Here is an 18,878-nt window from a genome sequence, read left to right as displayed (position 1 = left end):
TTTTATGTGTAGCATTTTTTATGGACTTGCGTAGTCGCGATTTTACATCGCGCAATGTGTATCTCTCTTAGGGTGAGTATCGCGGCAGGATAATTGGTCGCGGGGTAAACCCGCTGCTACGGTTTTGTGTAGTCGCGATTTTACATCGCGCAATGTGTACCTCGTTTAGGATGAGTATCGGGGGAGGGTGTTAGTCGCGGGGTAAGCCCGCAGCAAAGGCCTTCTCTAATTCAAAAATTAATTTCTTCAATAAATTCAACTAGAGTGAATATTCTAATCCACTCTGGTCAGACCATTTGTTTTCATCTTGTTAACGTTTGAATAAAACAACCTCAATTGTGCATTGTTTGAACTTCGTTCAAAATGCGTTACGCTACTCTAATTGCTCAAATAACCCGTAAATTGACAGTTATTTGCCTTTTTGATACCTTATTGAAAATTTTTGGTATGACCAATTTACCTTTTGGGTAAATCGTCAAGCTCTAGGCCTTCAAAATTAGGCTTTTTAGTATTTATGCAACGTGGACGTTGATTAATGTCTTTAAAGATTAAAGCAGCAAAGTTATCTGATGTTATTTTACAGCAACTTGAGAATATGATTCTTGAGGGCTCATTAGCGCCAGGTGAAAAACTGCCGCCAGAGCGCGAACTAGCAAAACAGTTTGAGGTGTCTCGCCCCTCACTGCGTGAAGCTATCCAAAAGCTAGAAGCAAAAGGCTTGGTCACTCGCAGGCAAGGCGGTGGCACGTTTGTAAAAAATCAGCTTGAAGAGGGACTCACTGATCCGCTGTTTGATTTGATCAGTAAGCATCCTGAATCACAGTTCGATTTACTTGAATTTCGTCATGCACTTGAAGGGATTGCTGCATATTATGCGGCGCTTCGTGGTACCAGCACCGATTTTACCAAGGTTAAACAAAGCTTTGATAAAATTGCTCAAGTTAATAACGATTTACAATTAAAAGCCAAAGCAATTAATGCGTTTCACTTTAGTGTAGCCGAAGCCTCACACAACGTGGTTTTACTTCACTTAGTGCGAGGCATGCAAGCGCTACTGGAGCAAAATGTATTGCAAAACTTAACGGTTTTATTAAAAAAACCAGATATTAGCAATCAATTAGCCCAGCACCGGCGCTTATTAATGGATGCCGTAATTGAGGGCAATCCAGAACAAGCCCGACTAGCAAGTAATGCCCATTTAGCCTTTATTGAAGAAGCATTACTTGAAGCGGGTAAAGAGCATTCGCGAATTGAACGTAGTTTAAGACGCACAAAACAAAATTAAGCTAATACGCTGTACTTAGAACACACTAAATTAGGTATACGTGGTATTAAATTAACAACATTCGTATTTTAAACATAAGGAAACCTCCATATGTCTGAAGTCAATAAAATTGACGTAGACGCGCTAGAAACACAAGAGTGGTTACAAGCTCTTGAATCAGTTGTGCGCGAAGAAGGTGTTGAACGAGCTCAGTATTTACTTGAGCAAGTGTTAGAGCAAGCCCGTTTAGACGGCGTTGATATGCCAACTGGCACAACAACTAACTACGTTAATACTATTCCAGTAGATCAAGAACCGGCGTACCCAGGGGATGTAAACCTTGAGCGTCGTATTCGTTCGATTATTCGTTGGAATGCAATCATGATTGTATTACGTGCATCGAAAAAAGATCTCGACTTAGGCGGCCATATGGCGTCTTACCAATCATCAGCTGCGTTTTATGAAGTGTGTTTTAACCACTTTTTCAAAGCGCCAAATGAGGTAGACGGCGGTGACTTAGTTTACTACCAAGGTCATATTTCTCCGGGTATTTATGCGCGTGCATTTGTTGAAGGTCGTCTTACGGCTGAGCAGCTTGATAACTTCCGTCAAGAAGTAGATGGTAAAGGTTTACCGTCATACCCGCATCCTAAATTAATGCCTGAATTTTGGCAGTTCCCAACGGTATCTATGGGCTTAGGTCCAATTGCGTCTATTTACCAAGCACGCTTTTTAAAATACCTAGACGGCCGTGGCTTAAAAGACACTAAAAACCAACGTGTATACGCGTTTTTAGGTGACGGTGAAATGGATGAGCCAGAATCACGCGGCGCAATCTCTTTTGCTGCACGTGAAAAGCTAGACAACCTATGTTACTTAATTAACTGTAACTTACAGCGTTTAGATGGCCCAGTAATGGGTAATGGTAAAATTATTCAAGAACTAGAAGGCCTATTTAAAGGCGCTGGTTGGAACGTAATTAAAGTTGTATGGGGTAGCGGATGGGATATTCTGCTAGCTAAAGATACATCAGGTAAATTACTACAATTGATGAACGAAACAATTGATGGTGATTACCAAACATATAAAGCGAAAGATGGCGCGTACGTACGTGAGCATTTCTTTGGCCGTTATCCAGAAACAGCTGCACTTGTTGCAGATATGACTGATGACGAAATTTTTGCGCTTAAGCGTGGTGGTCATGAGCCATCAAAACTTTATGCTGCATTTAAAAAAGCTGAGCAAACCAACGACCGTCCTACCGTGATTCTTGCTAAAACTGTAAAAGGTTACGGCATGGGTGAAGCGGCCGAAGGTAAAAACATTGCGCACCAAGTGAAAAAAATGGACATGAGCCATGTTGAACACTTACGTGACCGTTTAGGCCTACAAGATTTAGTATCAGAAGAGCAAATTAAAGATCTTCCATACTTAACGCTTGAAGAAGGTTCAGAAGAATACAAGTACTTACACGCTCGCCGTGATGCACTTAAAGGTTACACACCTACACGTATTCCTAAATTTACTGAAGAGCTAAAACTGCCAGAAGTAGACGCATTTAAGCCGCTACTTGAAGAGCAAAAACGTGATATTTCTACCACAATGGGCTTTGTACGTGCACTTAACGTGTTACTAAAAGACAAAGGCATTGGCAAAAACATTGTGCCAATTATTGCTGATGAAGCACGTACATTTGGTATGGAAGGTTTATTCCGTCAAATCGGTATTTACAATCCACATGGCCAAAACTACACCCCTCAAGACCGCGATATTGTTTCTTACTACAAAGAAGCTACATCAGGCCAAGTACTTCAAGAGGGTATTAACGAGCTAGGTGCAATGTCGTCATGGGTAGCTGCTGCAACATCTTACAGCACTAACGATTTACCTATGATCCCATTCTACATTTACTACTCTATGTTTGGTTTCCAACGTGTTGGCGACATGGCATGGATGGCGGGTGACCAGCAAGCACGTGGTTTCTTATTAGGTGCAACAGCAGGACGTACTACACTAAATGGTGAAGGTCTACAGCACGAAGATGGTCACAGCCATATTCTTGCAAATACGGTTCCTAACTGTATTTCTTACGACCCAACGTACGCATTTGAAGTAGCGGTAATTATTCAAGATGGTATTCGTCGTATGTACGGTGAAAACCAAGAGAACATTTACTACTACCTAACGCTTATGAACGAAAACTACCATCAACCAGCAATGCCAGAAGGCGCTGAAGAAGGTATTCGTAAAGGTATTTACAAGCTTGAAAGCTACGAAGGTAAAAAAGCCAACGTACAGCTATTAAGCTCAGGTACTATCATGACTGAAGTGCGCAAAGCTGCAGCCATTTTAAGCGAAGAGTACGGTATTGCTTCTGATGTTTACTCAGTAACATCATTCAATGAGCTTACCCGTGACGGTCAAGACGTTGAGCGTTTCAACATGCTTAACCCAGAAAGCGAGCAAAAAACGCCATACATCACTAGCGTATTAAACGACTCAGTGACTGTTGCTGCGACCGACTACATGAAAAACTACGCAGAGCAAGCGCGTTCATTTATTCCAAGCAGCAACTATAAAGTGCTTGGTACAGATGGTTACGGACGCTCTGATAGCCGTGAAAACTTACGTCGTCACTTTGAAGTTAATGCAAGCTACGTGGTTGTTGCTACGTTATCTGAACTTGCTAAACGTGGTGATGTTGAAAAGTCAGTGGTTGTTGAAGCAATTAAAAAGTTCGACATTGACACAAATAAACTAAATCCACTGTACGCATAAGAGGTTTGCAATGAGTATTGAAATTAATGTACCAGATATCGGTGGCGATGACGTAGAAGTAACCGAAATCTTAGTAAGCGTTGGCGACAAAGTAGATGTTGATCAATCGCTACTAACCGTTGAAGGCGATAAAGCATCAATGGAAGTACCTGCTGCGCAAGCAGGTACAGTCAAAGAAATTAAAGTAAGCGAAGGCGACACGGTCACAACAGGGTCGTTAATCATGATTTTTGAAGGCGAAGAGTCAGGTTCACAAAGTGAGCCAGAAGCGCCAGCTAAAACTGAGGCATCTGCACCTGCAGAAGCTTCAGGTTCTTCAACTAAAGAAGTAACCGTACCAGATATTGGTGACGACGAAGTTGAAGTAACAGAAATCATGGTCGCTGTTGGTGACAGCGTAGGTGAAGAGCAGTCAATTTTAAGTGTTGAAGGCGATAAAGCATCTATGGAAGTACCAGCTCCTTTTGCCGGTACTGTAAAAGAAATTAAAGTAGCCGAAGGCGACAAAGTAAAAACAGGCTCTTTAGTGTTTGTTTTTGAAGTTGCTGGCTCAAGTGCACCTGCATCAGATGCGCCAAAGCAAGAATCTGCGCCAGCAGAGTCTGCTCAAAGCGCCGAGCCAAGCACAAAAGAAGTAAACGTGCCTGATATTGGCGATGATGAAGTTGAAGTAACTGAAATCATGGTTGCTGTTGGTGATACGGTTGAAGAAGAGCAATCTATCTTAAACGTTGAAGGCGACAAAGCGGCAATGGAAGTACCAGCCCCGTTTGCTGGTACCGTTAAAGAAATTAAAGTGGCCGCTGGCGATAAAGTCAAAACTGGCTCACTTGTGTTTGTTTTTGAAGTTGCAGGCAGTGCGCCAGCAAAAGCAGCAGCCCCGGCTGAGCAAAAGCCAGCGGCTGCACCTGCAAAAACCGAGTCTGCGCCAGCTCAAGCAGCACCTGCAGCTAAAGCAAGCGATGAAGGTTTTGAAAACAACAGCGCGTATGCCCATGCATCGCCAGTTGTTCGCCGTTTAGCGCGTGAGTTTGGTATTAACTTAGCAAACGTTAAAGGCTCAGGGCGTAAAAGCCGTGTAGTTAAAGAAGACGTGCAAAACTATGTTAAAAACCTAGTTAAGCAAGTTGAATCAGGCCAATTACCTGCTGGTAAAGGCAATGCAGGCGGTGGTGAGCTTGGCTTAATTCCGTGGCCGAAAGTAGATTTTGCTAAATTTGGCGAAATTGAAGAGAAAAAACTATCGCGTATTCAAAAGCTGTCGGGTAAAAACCTACACCGTAACTGGGTGCAAATCCCACATGTTACACAGTTTGACGAAGCTGATATCACCAGCCTTGAAGTGTTCCGTAAAGAACAAAACGTGTTAAGCGAGAAGAAAAAGCTTGGCGTTAAAATCACACCACTTGTGTTTGTGATGAAAGCGGTAGCTAAAGTACTTGCTGAGTTCCCAACGTTTAACTCGTCATTGTCTGAAGACGGTGAAAGCCTTATCCTTAAAAAGTACATCAATATTGGTGTTGCAGTAGATACGCCAAATGGCTTAGTTGTTCCAGTATTTAAAGATGTGGACAAAAAAGGCATTATTGAACTATCTCGCGAGCTGATGGATATTTCTAAAAAGGCGCGTGAAGGTAAGTTAACGTCATCTGATATGCAAGGCGGCTGTTTTACTATTTCAAGCTTAGGCGGTATTGGCGGTACGGCATTTACGCCGATTGTTAATGCACCAGAGGTGGCTATTTTAGGTGTATCTAAATCTGAAATGAAACCTAAGTGGAATGGTAAAGACTTTGAACCAAAATTAATGGTTCCGCTTTCTATGTCGTACGATCACCGTGTGATTGACGGTGCTCTAGCTGCACGCTTTACCGCAACGCTTGCTAGCTACATGAGCGACATACGTCAGTTAGTGATGTAATCGCTACAATATGAACAAAATCAAATCCCAGCCAGTTGTTTTTAGCTGGGATTTTTACTATATGCAATGATACAATCTTTGCACTATCTGTGAATTGCTCTGATTTTCTGCCCATGCAGAAACATGGCAGTTAAATTTTAGGGCTGTGTCCCGTTCAAACAATTAAGGTAATAGCATGAGCAACGAATTAAAAACTCAAGTTGTTGTACTAGGCGGTGGTCCTGGTGGTTACTCTGCGGCTTTCCGTGCTGCTGACTTGGGCTTAGAAGTTACATTAGTAGAATCGCGTGAAACATTAGGCGGCGTATGTCTTAATGTTGGTTGTATTCCTTCAAAAGCACTTTTACACGTAGCTAAAGTGATTGATGACGCGGCTGAAATGTCATCTCACGGTGTTTCGTTTGGCGCGCCACAAATTGATTTAGATAAAATCCGTTCTTGGAAAGATTCTGTAGTAAGCAAGCTTACTGGCGGTATCGACGGTATGGCTAAAATGCGTAAAGTAAAAGTAGTAAATGGCTACGGTAAATTTACTGGCAGCAACACTTTAGCTGTTGAAGGTGCTGACGGTACAACAACTATCACTTTCGAAAATGCAATTATTGCTGCAGGTTCTCAACCAGTTAACTTACCTTTCATCCCAGAAGATGACCGTGTAATTGATTCAACTGGCGCACTAGAGCTTAAAGATGTACCAGAAAAACTACTTGTATTAGGTGGTGGTATTATCGGCCTTGAAATGGGCACAGTTTACCGTTCATTAGGTTCTACAGTTGATGTTGTAGAATTTGCAGACCAACTAGTACCAGCTGCTGATAAAGACGTAATTAAAATTTACTCTCGCTACGTTAAAGACAAGTTCAACGTTATGCTTTCAACTAAAGTTGTTGGCGTTGAAGCGAAAGATGATGGCTTATACGTATCATTTGAAGGCAAAAACGCTCCAGCTGATGCCGTACGTTATGACAAAGTACTTGTAGCTGTTGGCCGTACGCCAAATGGTAAGCTTTTAGATGCAGATAAAGCAGGCGTAAACGTTGATGAGCGTGGCTTTATTAATGTTGATAAGCAATTACGTACTAACGTAAACCACATCTTCGCAATTGGTGACTTAGTTGGCCAACCTATGCTTGCGCATAAAGCGGTACACGAAGGCCATGTTGCTGCAGAAGTTATCTCTGGTCAGAAGCACTTCTTCGACCCTAAATGTATTCCTTCAATTGCGTACACTGACCCAGAAATCGCATGGGTAGGTGTTACTGAGAAAGAAGCAAAAGAGCAAGGCTTAAGCATTGAAACTGCGGTATTCCCGTGGGCTGCTTCAGGTCGTGCAATTGCATCTGCTCGTACAGAAGGTCAAACTAAACTAATCTTTGATAAAGACAGTGGTCGTATCATTGGTGGTGCTATGGTTGGTATTAACGCAGGCGAAATGCTTGGCGAAATCGGCCTAGGTATTGAAATGGGTGCTGATGGCGAAGATATCGCATTAACAATTCATGCTCACCCTACATTGAACGAATCTATCGGCCTTGCAGCTGAAGTATTTGAAGGTTCAATCACTGATTTACCAAACAAAAAAGCAGTTAAAAAGAAGAAGTAATTTAACTTTTTAATTTAGTTTTTAAAAACCCAGCTTTTGCTGGGTTTTTGTTTTTATAGCCGCCAATTAAAAAATAGTTAAAACAAAACTAGCTTTTGTTGGTATCGTTTTTTATTTTGAGCTGATAGCTGATAGCTGATATCTATTCCCTTTTATTTTAGCTACAATACGCGCCGAACAAATTTTAGGTAATAGCCCTCTTGAAAAATCCCCAACATAACTCAGTATTAGTTTTACGTGCTCAGCAAATTAGCGAATCGCGCCGCGAATTTAATGCCCGTGGCGGCAAAATGGATCGCTGTGAGCAGTGTTTAATTGCTAAGCATTACTGTATATGTGAGGGTGTAGAACAAGCGCAGTGCGATGCTGGCGTGTGTTTATTAATGTATCATAATGAAAGCTTTAAACCGTCAAACACAGGGCGTTTAATTGCTGAAATAGTCCCTGACAACTATGCATTTAGATGGGACAGAACAGAACCAAGCGCTGAGCTATTAGCCTTATTAAACAACGCTGATTATCAACCTATGGTGATATTTCCAGCTGAAGATGTAGAGCCGGGCAGGGCAACCAACGAAGTAAACATTGAACCTGGCAAAAAGCCATTATTTATATTTTTAGATGGCACCTGGCGCGAAGCTAAAAAAATGATCCGCAAAAGCCCGTACCTAGATAACCTACCGGTGTTGTCGATCACCGCTGATAAACTATCAGATTACCGTTTACGCGTTGCACCTCACGCATACCAGTTAGGCACTGCTGAGGTAGGCATTATGGTGTTAGCGCTCGCAGGTGAGCAAGATGCCGCCTTAAAACTTGAACAGCACTTTATAAAATTTCGTGATGCGTACTTACTTGGTAAGCGAAATAAGGGCAGGCCACAGTAACTTAATTTTAGGCAAAGAAAAGCGCGCTCTATCTCTAGGCGCGCTTGCGGAATCTTCTAATTTTGCATCCTGCAATTGAACTTAATCAACTCCAATTTTTACTTATCCATGTGATTACGATATTACTTTTTAGTTCTATGTAATTTAGGCTATCCGGGCCTATCTCCTTAAAATCCCTGTACATCCTGTAGTGGTAAAAACTATTACCTATTCCTTTTGGCACATCCTAGTGCAGTCCATTAATTTACAATTCCATTGTGTTGCCTCAAGGGCCTGTCCATTCAATTCCTATCACATCCTGTTAAACAACTATCCGCTGTTGTTATCCTTGCTGTATCGTCCTGATACGTTCCTTTGTGCAACAATCCATTGCGATACTCATCCTGAGCCTGTCCTAATTTCCGTGTTATCCGTAGTAACCTAATCATTGGTTGTTCGAGTAAGCAGTCCATTTCCTTTTACTCGATAAGCATCACTGCTTGGTTGATGTAGTAATTGTAGCGTGCTGGTGCAACTAAAATAGGTTAAAACGGCTATAGATTTACTTATAAAAAATGAGTGTTTGTAATAAATCGAATTAAAACAATGGTTTATGTTGATTTCGCTGGGTTGTTATAGGTTTTTTTACTCATTAGCTGTCATCTCTGTAAGAGATGTCTTACGCGGTATTTCCTTTTTGGTCATTAATTACTTATTTACATTTATGTAAAGAGTGTATATTTTCACTTATCACGATAAAATCCCCTGTAAATAATTACTATTTAGGTAAATTGATATGAGAACTGCACTGGCTATACTTACTTGTATTATTAGCGCTTCGCCTGCGTTTGCGAGCGATGTTGTTAATATTTACTCTTTTCGTCAACCGTTTTTAATTCAACCTATTTTAACCGACTTCACTAAGCAAACAGGCATTAAAACGAATGTGGTTTTTGCAAAAAAAGGGTTAATAGAGCGTGTTAAGCGTGAAGGAAAACACAGTAAAGCCGATTTAGTATTAACATCTAATTTTAGTGCACTTATTCAGCTAGAAGATCTAAATTTAACGCAAAGTATTAAAAGTGATCGCATTAAAAACAATATTCCTGCGTCGTATAGAGATAGCGACGAGCAGTGGGTGGCATTAACTAAGCGGGTTCGCAATGTGTATTCATCAAAAGAGCGCCTAGGTGCATTACCTGAACTCACCTACGAAGATTTGGCTAACCCACAGTACAAAGGACAAATTTGTACACGCTCTGGCAAGCATCCTTATAACCTTGGCTTAGTTGCTTCGATGATTGCTCATCACGGTGAGGAAAAAACTAAAACATGGTTAGAAGGTGTTAAAGCTAATTTAGCACGTAAGCCACAAGGGAACGATCGCGCGCAGGTAAAAGCGGTAAAAGAAGGTTTGTGTAATCTTGCTTTAGGTAATAGTTACTACCTTGGCAAAATGCTTCAAGACGACGAGCAAAAAGCGTGGGCTGAGTCTGTTTATATTAATTTTCCTAATCAGCAAAATCGCGGCTCACACATAAATGTTTCGGGTGCTGTCATTACTAAATATGCAAAAAATCCTGATAATGCCCTTAAGCTTATTGAGTTTATGAGCGAAACCCAAGCACAAAATATGTATGCCTCAGTAAATATGGAGTACCCGGTTAAGCAAGGCGTTGAGCTATCAAGTTTAGTGGCCTCTTGGGGAAGCTTTAAAGAAGACGGCCTAGCACTTGATGAGATCAGTAAATATCGTCCGTTAGCCCTTAAGCTAATAGATGAGGTGAAGTTCGACCTTTAATGAATTTTATATTTAAGCTGTCTAAATGGCAGCTCTTTGCTTGGTCGACAGGGCTTTTATTGTCGGCCCCGCTGTTTTTTCTGATATATGAATCTTTACAAGGCGACTCAAAGGTATTTTCTCATCTGTGGGATACCGTGCTGTGGGATTATATTACTAACACCGTACTGCTTATTTTTGGCGTATGCCTGCTTAGCTGTGCAATTGCGCTACCGCTTGGCTGGCTCAGTGCGTATTGCTCCTTCCCCGGAAAAAAGCAATTTGAATGGGCGCTTATGCTGCCCCTTGCAATGCCTACCTATTTAATAGCTTATGTGTATACCGATTTGCTAGATTACGCAGGCCCTGTGCAAATAGCCCTAAGAGACTGGTTTGATTGGCACTCGCCAACGGATTATTGGTTTTTTGATATTCGCACTTTGCCCGGCGCTATTGTAATGATTGCACTTGTGCTGTATCCGTATTTATTTTTAATTTTTAAAACCGCACTGCGAGAGCAGTCATTTAAGCTAGTGCAAGCTAGTCAATTAATGGGTTTATCGCCTTGGCAAAGCTTTTTTAAGGTAAGTATAGTGCTTTCTCGTGGCTCAATTGTGGCAGCCCTTGCGCTCATAAGCATGGAAACCATGGCCGACTATGCAACGGTAAGTTACTTTGCAGTGAGCACTTTAACCACCGCAGTGTACGATACATGGTTTGGTTATTACTCACTCACGGCTGCAGCGAAAATATCGGGCGTTATGCTGTTACTGCTGTTTTTAGCTTTAATGGCGGAGCGCTTTAGTCGGCGTAACCAAGCCGTGTTTGAGCGTCAATCAGGTGTTAATAGCGAGTCGTTGTATAAACTTAAAGGTAAACATGCATGGCTGGCTACGTCATTTTGCAGTGTTATTTTGCTCATTGCTTTTATTATACCTATGTTGGTATTGCTAAATTATGCATTAACTTACTTTGATAAAGCGTGGAACACGGCATTTTTTAGTTACGCGTGGCAAAGTTTAAAAGTAGCTATTACTGTAAGCGTAATCAGCATAGTACTCGCTACACTCATCGTTTTTTATCAGCGTGTGGCAAAGCAAGGCTATTCTTTAATACCTGGTCGCTTAGCGAGCACCGGCTATGCACTGCCAGGTACGGTACTGGCTATTGCTGTGTTATTACCGCTTAGCGCATTAGAAAACTCAATAAATACAGCCCTTGAGAGCTACAACCTAGATATAGGTTTATTACTAACCGGCAGCATTGTCACTATTATACTGGCTTACTTAGTGCGCTTTTATGCCATTGCGCACGGTGCTATAGAATCGAGCTTTGTACGTATTAGTCCATCACTGGATATGGCTAGCCAATCTATGGGTAAAAGCCAAGGGCAAACACTGCGCTTAGTGCACCTTCCTTTATTACGTAGAGGTCTTTTAACAGCTGCATTGCTTGTATTTATTGAGTGTATGAAAGAGCTGCCAGCCGCATTACTATTAAGGCCTTTTGACTTTGAAAGTTTAGCCACACATGTATTTCAATATGTGAGCGATGAGCAGCTTGAGCTTGCTTCTATTTCCGCTTTATTTATTGTTTTGGTTGGGTTGATCCCCTTGTATTTTATTAATCGTTCTATGGAGCAACGCAGTTAAATGAGCCGTTTAAATTTACAAGGTGTGGGTTATCACTACAGTGGCACGCACGTGCTACACAATTTAGATTTAACGGTGGGTCAAGACGAAATTGTGTGTTTGCTCGGGGCCAGCGGCTGCGGTAAAACAACCACCTTAAAAGCAATTGCTGGCCTTATTGAAATAAATGAAGGTAGCGTATTTATAGATGGCAAATGTGTAAGCGATAAGCATACATTTGTATCACCAGAGCATCGTAATATAGGGATGATGTTTCAAGATTATGCCTTGTTTCCGCACCTCAGTGTGGCCGATAATATTGCGTTTGGGCTGGGTAAAATAAGCAAAGTTCAAAAACAGCAACGGGTAGAGGAAATGCTAGAGCTAGTGCATTTAACAGGGTGTGCAAAACGCTACCCTCATCAGCTCTCGGGCGGCCAGCAGCAACGCGTGGCTATTGCGCGGGCTTTGGCTTATAAGCCTAGTTTATTGCTTCTTGATGAGCCTTTTTCGAACATAGATACACAAGTACGTTTTGAGTTAATTGCTGATATTAGGCGCATTATTAAAGCGCAGCAGGTTTCTGCGGTATTTGTTAGCCACTCAAAAGAAGAAGCCTTTGCGTTTTCAGACACGCTAGCCATTATGCACCAAGGAAAAATAGCCCAACAAGGTACACCAGAGCAGCTTTTTGCCGTGCCAAAGACAAAGGAGGTTGCAGAGTTTCTGGGTCAGGGCATATACTTAGTCGCAGAAGTGTTAACGGCAACTGAATACGCAACGCCTTTTGGTGTCGTGCAATCGCAGCATGAGCATACGCACAGTGCAATAAAAGGGCAGGTGTATATTCGTCCACACCATATTGAGCTTGCGCAAAATACGCAGGCCGATAACCCTCAATGTGTGAGCATTTTAAGCCGTCGGTTTATAGGCTCGGCTTATGTTTTCACTGTTGTAATTGCAGAGCAAGAGATTGAAGTTGCCGCACAATATGGCCAGTCATTTGAAATAAATGAGCAGGTTATAATAAAAATAAAACCTCACACGGTGAATTTTTTCGAATCATAACAAATGTGTTATTCGCTGTGTTTTATAAAGCTAAGGAATAACAATGGCGCAAGCGCAATCTGGGATTTGTGCTGAAGCAAACTTACACGGTTTGCATTTATTTTTTAATGTATTTGATGGTCAAGACGAGTCATTGCGTGCAAAGCTTAAGCGCGTAAGCGCAATTGAAGAAGAGTTTAGTGATCAGTTCTCCGAAGCCATGCTTTCGTGCATGGTGGCTATAGGCGCGCAATATTGGCCGCATATACTACCTGAATATATCCCAAGCGAGCTGCAAAGCTTTCCTAATATAAATCACAGTGATTTTGTTATGCGCGTACAGCCATGTGATTTATTCATACAAATTCGCTCAGACCGAGAAGATGTTAATCACCTTTTTGCATTGCAAATATTAAAGTTGTTTTCGCCCGATGTAGAGCTGGTTGAACAAATTCGCAATTTTAGGTTTTTAGATGGGCGAGACTTTAACGGCTTTATTTATGCAGGCGACACCCCACATGGACGCCAAAAACGAATCACGGCACTGGTTAATAACCCCGAGAGCTTTGAACACCAAGGCAGCTATATTCATGTACAGCGTTATAAGCATGACCTGAGTGTATGGCAGCATTTATCACTAAGCGAGCAAGAGCACATTATGGGGCGCACACGTTTAGATAACACCTTAATTGAGCCTAAGGTAGATACGAGCCACGCGACTAGAAGTGAGCTCAAAGATGAGAGCGGCCAAGCAATACTGCTTAACCAAAGCATGCCGTATGGCGATGTTTACGAGCAAGGCATGCTAAGTATTACATGCTCAGCATCGGGGAATGCGTTTGAAAAGGTACTTAACAGCCGCATAGGAAAAGGGGAGTGTTACGACCACTGGCTTGATTTTACTCAAGCCGATATGGGCTCAGCGTTTTTTGCGCCGTCAGTTAGTTTTTTAAAACAGCTTTAAACCGTATCAAATAAAATACGTACGCGCTCTAGTGTAATGTCTATTTCAGATATTTTTGCTGGCGCAATAAAAATAGTGTCATCTCCGGCAATTGTGCCCAATACACCATCAGCTTTGCCTAGTGAGTCTAATAAGCGGGCAATTAACTGCGCAGCGCCTGGGCTGGTGGTTATAATAATCATCATTTCGTTATGCATAATATCAATAACAAGCTGGCGTAGTGGGCTTTTAGCAGTCGGTACGCCCATTTCTGCGGGTAGGCAATAAACCATTTCTTGTTTAGCATTACGGGTACGCACAGCGCCAAACTTGCTAAGCATGCGCGACACCTTACTTTGGCTTATATTGTCAAAGCCTTGCTCTTTTAATGCTTCGACTATTTCGCCTTGCGAGCCAAAGTTCTCTTCTTTTAAAAGTGCTTTAAACGCTTTTACCAGCGCTTCTTGTTTGTCTTGTGGTTGCATAGTCTTTATTCATTTTTGTTATTTATAATGCAAATTCTACACAAAAATGAATAATTATGCAGCAGTTGTTTAGTTAACTTGCCAGTTTGCTGCGATAAACCAACAAAGTTTACAACTATGGTCGAAAATATACCTGAAATAAGCAGGATAAATTTGTTTTTAGTCGCTAATTTCATTATCTTAAGAGCCACAAATATTTCCTACCTCAAATTACGGAGAATTCCAATGAAAGTTGCTGTATTAGGTGCTGCAGGCGGTATCGGTCAAGCGTTGTCTTTATTATTAAAAACAGGCTTACCAGCTGGTTCTGAATTATCACTTTACGATGTTGCACCAGTTGTACCAGGTGTTGCGGTTGACCTATCTCACATCCCTACAGATGTTAAAGTGGCAGGTTTTGGCGCAGACGATTTAAATAAAGCGCTTGAAGGGTGTGATATCGTACTTATCCCAGCGGGTATGCCACGTAAACCAGGTATGGATCGTGCGGATTTATTTAACGTAAACGCAGGTATCATCAAAACATTAGCAGAAGGCATTGTAGCTAGCTGTCCTAAGGCGTTAGTGGGTGTTATCACTAACCCAGTAAACGGCACTGTACCAATTGTTGCTGAAGTATTCAAAAAAGCAGGTACTTACGATGCTAAGCGCGTATTTGGTATCACTACGCTTGACGTAATTCGTTCAGAAGCATTTGTTGCTGAGCTTAAAGGCGTAGACGTAGCAACCGTTAAAGTACCAGTAATTGGTGGCCACTCTGGCACAACCATTCTGCCTCTACTTTCTCAAGTTGAAGGCGTAAGCTTCACTGAAGAAGAAGTAGCTTCACTTACTCCACGTATCCAAAATGCAGGTACTGAAGTAGTAAATGCTAAAGCGGGCGGTGGTTCAGCTACATTATCTATGGGTGCTGCTGCAGCACGTTTTTGTATGTCTTTAGTTAAAGGCCTACAAGGTGAAGACGTAGTAGATTACGCATACGTTGCTGTTGAAAATGGCGATGCAGAGTACTTTGCTCACCCAGTACGTTTAGGCACAAACGGCGTAGAAGAAATTCTTTCTTACGGCGAGCTAAGCGCATTTGAAGAAAAAGCTAAAAACGACATGCTTGAAACTCTGAAAAAAGACATCAAAGAAGGTGTTGATTTCATGGCGTAATAGCCAAGTTATGCACAAAAAAGCCTGCTTATGCAGGCTTTTTTATTGCTCGAAAATTATGGCCCTTAAATACTAATTAAGGGAGGCTGCAAAGTTAGTGATCTCGCTCTACAGCTATACGCGCTAAGCTTATTAACGCTTGCTTGTACTGCGACTCTGCTAAAAAGTCTAAACAGGCAATGGCCTTGTCTGCTTCTTGCTGCGCCTTTTGCATTGTAAATTCAAGTGCGTTGGTTTGTTTAAGTGCCGTTAAAATAGCCTCAAGGTTATCCATACCATTGCAATGCTCAATGGCATCACGAATAAGGGCTCTTTGCTGATCACTGCCGTGCTTCATCGCATATATTAGCGGTAAGGTTGGCTTACCTTCTGCTAAATCATCACCAATATTTTTACCTAATTGGTCAGCGTCTGCGTTGTAATCAAGCACGTCATCAACTAACTGAAAAGCAGTACCTAAGTGCATACCATATAAATTAAGCGCATCTAACACACTGTTATCTTGCTCGGTAATAATAGCCGCAAGCCCTGTAGCGGCTTCAAATAATTTAGCCGTTTTAGAGTAAATAACCTGCATGTAACTTGCTTCGGTGGTATTAGGGTCGTTGCAATTCATAAGTTGCAATACTTCGCCCTCAGCAATCACGTTGGTGGCATCAGCAAGCACTTGCATAATTTGCATTTTGCCCAGCCCCACCATAAGTTGAAACGAGCGGGTGTAAATAAAATCCCCAACCAGCACGCTGGCAGCATTACCAAACTCGGCATTTGCAGTTGGTGTACCACGGCGCAGGTTAGATTCATCAACAACATCATCATGTAATAGTGTTGCAGTATGAATAAATTCAACAATCGTTGCCAAAGTAATGTGATCTTTACCTTGGTAACCCAAAGCTCTTGCTGCCAATATTGCCAGCATCGGGCGTACGCGTTTGCCGCCGCTGTTAACGATGTACAAACCAAGTTGATTGACTAACGCCACATCTGAGCGCATTTGCGCGTGTATAAGTTGATTGACGTCATTCATATCGCTTTCGATTAACGCCTGGATAGCTTTTATATCCATTGATCTCCGAGCCAATTTTTATGTGTGAACGGCGCCGATTGTACAACAAAAAAAGCACTAGCTCGATATTTTGTGACGATTCATTAAAAAAACCGAGTTAAAAACCTTAATTAGCGCTTAATTAGGGTATTTAATTGTATATTTCACACTCAAAGCGCGACTATTTATTGCGCAGTCAATGGGTTCTGGAGTAGGCATAGCGACACGTAAATTTATTTTGTCTTTGCACTAAAAAGCGCTTGGCAACAGGGCAATTTAATATAAAATGGGGGAAATATTGAATTGCTCTCAATGCAGCTACTTTTTATTCATTTTAATTACAAAATAGGCTTGCTAGTTTTTATGCATTAGCGTAAACTTCGCGCCCTATCGAAGAATATTTTAGTTGCGTCGATTTGAGGGCGCACAGACGGAGTTAATTATGTACGCGGTTTTCCAAAGTGGTGGTAAACAGCATCGTGTGACTGAAGGTCAAACGATTCGTCTTGAAAAATTAGACGTTGAAACTGGTGCAGCAGTTGAATTTGATTCAGTACTTTTAGTTGCTGATGGTGAGAAAATCGAGATCGGTGTACCGTTCGTAAACGGTGGTAAAGTAACAGCTGAGGTTGTTTCACATGGTCGCGGTGAGAAGATTAAGGTTGTTAAATTTAGACGCCGTAAGCATTCTCGTAAGCAAATGGGCCATCGTCAATGGTTCACTGAAGTTAAAATCACTGGCATTAGCGCTTAATTAGAGGTACTTAGAAATGGCACATAAAAAAGCAGCTGGTAGTACTCGTAACGGTCGCGATTCAGAAAGCAAACGCCTAGGTGTTAAGCGTTTTGGTGGCGAATCAGTTCTAGCGGGTAGCATCATTGTTCGTCAACGTGGTACTCGTTTCCACGCTGGCGCAAACGTAGGTATCGGTAAAGACCACACTATCTTCGCAAAAGCAGATGGTAAAGTTCAATTTGAACAAAAAGGTCCTTTAAACCGTAAATACGTAACTATCGTAGCTGAGTAATCAGTAAGGTAGTAAAAAACCCCGCCTTTGCGGGGTTTTTTGTTTTCAGAAACGTCAAATATATACCCAAGCCTGCATTTACGTTGGCTTGGGTATATAATAGTTAAATTAAAGCCAATCCCTAAAGTGAGTAATCATGAAGTTTGTAGATGAAGTAGAAATTCGCGCAGAAGCTGGTGACGGCGGCAGCGGTGTCGTGTCTTTCCGTCGAGAAAAATATGTACCAGACGGTGGCCCGGACGGCGGTGACGGTGGAGACGGTGGTAGTGTTTATCTACAAGCTGATGAAAACTTAAATACCCTAATTGATTACCAGTTTGAGCGTTTTCACCGTGCAGAGCGTGGTACGAATGGTCAAAGCCGTAACTGTACAGGTAAAAAGGGCGAAGACTTGGTAGTAAAAGTACCTGTGGGTACACGTATTACCGACGTTGACACTCAAGAGGCGTTAGGCGATTTAACGCAGCATGGTCAAAAAATTGTGGTTGCAAAAGGTGGTTTCCATGGCTTGGGGAATGCACGTTTTAAATCAAGTACTAACCGTGCTCCACGTCAAAAAACGTTAGGTACTCCAGGCGAAGTTCGTAACCTTAAATTAGAGCTTATGCTACTTGCCGATGTAGGCCTATTAGGGTTGCCAAATGCAGGTAAATCAACGTTTATTCGCAGTGTATCGGCAGCAAAGCCAAAAGTCGCTGATTACCCGTTTACCACGCTAATTCCTAATTTAGGGGTGGTGCGCCCAGAGGCTAACAAATCGTTTGTAATAGCCGATATTCCGGGCTTAATTGAAGGTGCCTCAGACGGTGCTGGCCTAGGTATTCGCTTTTTGAAGCATTTAGAGCGTTGTCGTGTATTGTTACACGTGATTGATGTTATGCCTGTTGATGGTTCAAACCCTGTTGATAATGCATTTGCCATTATTAACGAGTTACACCAATACAGCCCTAAGCTTGCTGAAAAGCCACGCTGGTTAGTGTTTAATAAAATAGACTTATTACCAGAAGATGAAGCGCAAGCTTTGTGTGAGCAAATTGCGCAAGAGCTAGGTGAAGAAGAAAACGTTTACCGTATTTCAGCAGTCAATAAGCTTAATACTCAGCCATTAATTCACGATATTATGGCATTACTTGATAGCATGCCTAAAGAGAAGTTCGTTGAGATTGAAGACGAAGAAGTTGAGTTCAAGTGGGATACCTACCATCAAAAAGCAACCAAAGGCGATGATGATGATTGGGACGACTGGGATGAAGACGACTACGATGTAGAAGTGGTCTACGAGCGTTAATGAAAAACATATTTTAAAAAGGAGCATAAGCTCCTTTTTTA

15 protein-coding genes are annotated in these 18,878 nt (G+C 41.9%); 13 read left to right on the top strand and 2 right to left on the bottom strand.

Annotated elements, in window-relative coordinates:
• Positions 1–535: 535 nt before the first annotated feature.
• The 9 genes from pdhR to CWC04_RS06580 all read left to right on the top strand — a co-directional run bounded on the left by pdhR (position 536) and on the right by CWC04_RS06580 (position 13,854).
• Positions 536–1,285 carry a pyruvate dehydrogenase complex transcriptional repressor PdhR gene (gene pdhR / locus CWC04_RS06620; RefSeq protein ID WP_004588597.1) on the top strand — a complete coding sequence of 250 codons (750 nt, stop codon included), beginning with the start codon at positions 536–538 and terminating at the stop codon, positions 1,283–1,285.
• Positions 1,286–1,375: 90 nt separating this feature from the next.
• A complete protein-coding gene (aceE, locus tag CWC04_RS06615; RefSeq protein WP_024031395.1) occupies positions 1,376–4,042 on the top strand; it encodes a pyruvate dehydrogenase (acetyl-transferring), homodimeric type in 2,667 nt (888 codons plus the stop codon).
• A gap of 10 nt (positions 4,043–4,052) precedes the next feature.
• A complete protein-coding gene (gene aceF, locus CWC04_RS06610; protein ID WP_138684942.1) occupies positions 4,053–5,963 on the top strand; it encodes a pyruvate dehydrogenase complex dihydrolipoyllysine-residue acetyltransferase in 1,911 nt (636 codons plus the stop codon).
• A gap of 175 nt (positions 5,964–6,138) precedes the next feature.
• Positions 6,139–7,566, top strand: a complete 1,428-nt coding sequence (lpdA, locus tag CWC04_RS06605) for a dihydrolipoyl dehydrogenase (RefSeq protein WP_126008273.1) — start codon at positions 6,139–6,141, stop codon at positions 7,564–7,566.
• Positions 7,567–7,766: 200 nt separating this feature from the next.
• Positions 7,767–8,453: a tRNA-uridine aminocarboxypropyltransferase gene (locus CWC04_RS06600; RefSeq protein ID WP_055252683.1), complete on the top strand. Its 687-nt coding sequence runs from the start codon at positions 7,767–7,769 to the stop codon at positions 8,451–8,453.
• A gap of 775 nt (positions 8,454–9,228) precedes the next feature.
• Positions 9,229–10,233: an extracellular solute-binding protein gene (locus tag CWC04_RS06595; protein WP_138684941.1), complete on the top strand. Its 1,005-nt coding sequence runs from the start codon at positions 9,229–9,231 to the stop codon at positions 10,231–10,233.
• Positions 10,233–11,864: an ABC transporter permease gene (locus tag CWC04_RS06590; protein WP_138684940.1), complete on the top strand. Its 1,632-nt coding sequence runs from the start codon at positions 10,233–10,235 to the stop codon at positions 11,862–11,864. The genes CWC04_RS06595 and CWC04_RS06590 overlap by 1 nt, the downstream gene beginning before the upstream one ends.
• Entirely contained in the window at positions 11,865–12,911 is a 1,047-nt protein-coding gene (locus tag CWC04_RS06585; protein WP_138684939.1) for an ABC transporter ATP-binding protein, read from the top strand.
• Between the two features lie 43 nt (positions 12,912–12,954).
• Positions 12,955–13,854 (top strand): Dyp-type peroxidase, encoded by a 900-nt coding sequence (locus CWC04_RS06580; RefSeq protein WP_138684938.1) that lies wholly within the window; start codon positions 12,955–12,957, stop codon positions 13,852–13,854.
• On the opposite strand, the gene argR is transcribed toward CWC04_RS06580, so the two are convergent.
• Positions 13,851–14,318: a transcriptional regulator ArgR gene (gene argR, locus CWC04_RS06575; RefSeq protein ID WP_004587918.1), complete on the bottom strand. Its 468-nt coding sequence runs from the start codon at positions 14,316–14,318 to the stop codon at positions 13,851–13,853. The two genes, CWC04_RS06580 and argR, sit on opposite strands and share 4 nt — an antisense overlap.
• Positions 14,319–14,543: 225 nt before the next feature.
• On the opposite strand from argR, the gene mdh reads away from it, so the two are divergent.
• Complete coding sequence (gene mdh, locus CWC04_RS06565) at positions 14,544–15,476, top strand: malate dehydrogenase (RefSeq protein ID WP_138684937.1); 933 nt, start codon at positions 14,544–14,546, stop codon at positions 15,474–15,476.
• Positions 15,477–15,570: 94 nt separating this feature from the next.
• Here mdh and ispB read toward each other — a convergent pair whose 3' ends face one another.
• Positions 15,571–16,542, bottom strand: coding sequence for an octaprenyl diphosphate synthase (ispB, locus tag CWC04_RS06560; protein WP_054982281.1), 972 nt, complete (start codon positions 16,540–16,542; stop codon positions 15,571–15,573).
• A 421-nt stretch (positions 16,543–16,963) separates the two neighbouring features.
• Between ispB and rplU the strand changes: the two genes are divergently transcribed.
• The 3 genes from rplU to cgtA all read left to right on the top strand — a co-directional run bounded on the left by rplU (position 16,964) and on the right by cgtA (position 18,837).
• Complete coding sequence (gene rplU, locus CWC04_RS06555; RefSeq protein WP_004587921.1) at positions 16,964–17,275, top strand: 50S ribosomal protein L21; 312 nt, start codon at positions 16,964–16,966, stop codon at positions 17,273–17,275.
• A gap of 16 nt (positions 17,276–17,291) precedes the next feature.
• A complete protein-coding gene (gene rpmA, locus CWC04_RS06550; RefSeq protein ID WP_004587922.1) occupies positions 17,292–17,549 on the top strand; it encodes a 50S ribosomal protein L27 in 258 nt (85 codons plus the stop codon).
• Positions 17,550–17,685: 136 nt separating this feature from the next.
• Entirely contained in the window at positions 17,686–18,837 is a 1,152-nt protein-coding gene (gene cgtA / locus CWC04_RS06545; protein ID WP_004587923.1) for an Obg family GTPase CgtA, read from the top strand.
• The last annotated feature ends 41 nt before the right edge of the window (positions 18,838–18,878 follow it).

It is taken from the genome of Pseudoalteromonas sp. S2893, assembly GCF_005887105.1.
Taxonomy (GTDB): Bacteria; Pseudomonadota; Gammaproteobacteria; order Enterobacterales; family Alteromonadaceae; genus Pseudoalteromonas; species Pseudoalteromonas atlantica.
This window is presented reverse-complemented; position numbering and strand designations above follow the sequence as displayed.

Excerpts from the sequence above, each read along its gene's own strand:
- lpdA (WP_126008273.1), top strand. The coding sequence starts at position 6,139 with ATGAGCAACGAATTAAAAACTCAAGTTGTTGTACTAGGCGGTGGTCCT.
- CWC04_RS06580 (WP_138684938.1), top strand. The coding sequence starts at position 12,955 with ATGGCGCAAGCGCAATCTGGGATTTGTGCTGAAGCAAACTTACACGGT.
- cgtA (WP_004587923.1), top strand. The coding sequence starts at position 17,686 with ATGAAGTTTGTAGATGAAGTAGAAATTCGCGCAGAAGCTGGTGACGGC.
- ispB (WP_054982281.1), bottom strand. The coding sequence starts at position 16,542 with ATGGATATAAAAGCTATCCAGGCGTTAATCGAAAGCGATATGAATGAC.
- CWC04_RS06590 (WP_138684940.1), top strand. The coding sequence starts at position 10,233 with ATGAATTTTATATTTAAGCTGTCTAAATGGCAGCTCTTTGCTTGGTCG.
- CWC04_RS06595 (WP_138684941.1), top strand. The coding sequence starts at position 9,229 with ATGAGAACTGCACTGGCTATACTTACTTGTATTATTAGCGCTTCGCCT.
- mdh (WP_138684937.1), top strand. The coding sequence starts at position 14,544 with ATGAAAGTTGCTGTATTAGGTGCTGCAGGCGGTATCGGTCAAGCGTTG.
- aceF (WP_138684942.1), top strand. The coding sequence starts at position 4,053 with ATGAGTATTGAAATTAATGTACCAGATATCGGTGGCGATGACGTAGAA.
- rplU (WP_004587921.1), top strand. The coding sequence starts at position 16,964 with ATGTACGCGGTTTTCCAAAGTGGTGGTAAACAGCATCGTGTGACTGAA.
- rpmA (WP_004587922.1), top strand. The coding sequence starts at position 17,292 with ATGGCACATAAAAAAGCAGCTGGTAGTACTCGTAACGGTCGCGATTCA.
- argR (WP_004587918.1), bottom strand. The coding sequence starts at position 14,318 with ATGCAACCACAAGACAAACAAGAAGCGCTGGTAAAAGCGTTTAAAGCA.
- aceE (WP_024031395.1), top strand. The coding sequence starts at position 1,376 with ATGTCTGAAGTCAATAAAATTGACGTAGACGCGCTAGAAACACAAGAG.
- CWC04_RS06585 (WP_138684939.1), top strand. The coding sequence starts at position 11,865 with ATGAGCCGTTTAAATTTACAAGGTGTGGGTTATCACTACAGTGGCACG.
- pdhR (WP_004588597.1), top strand. The coding sequence starts at position 536 with ATGTCTTTAAAGATTAAAGCAGCAAAGTTATCTGATGTTATTTTACAG.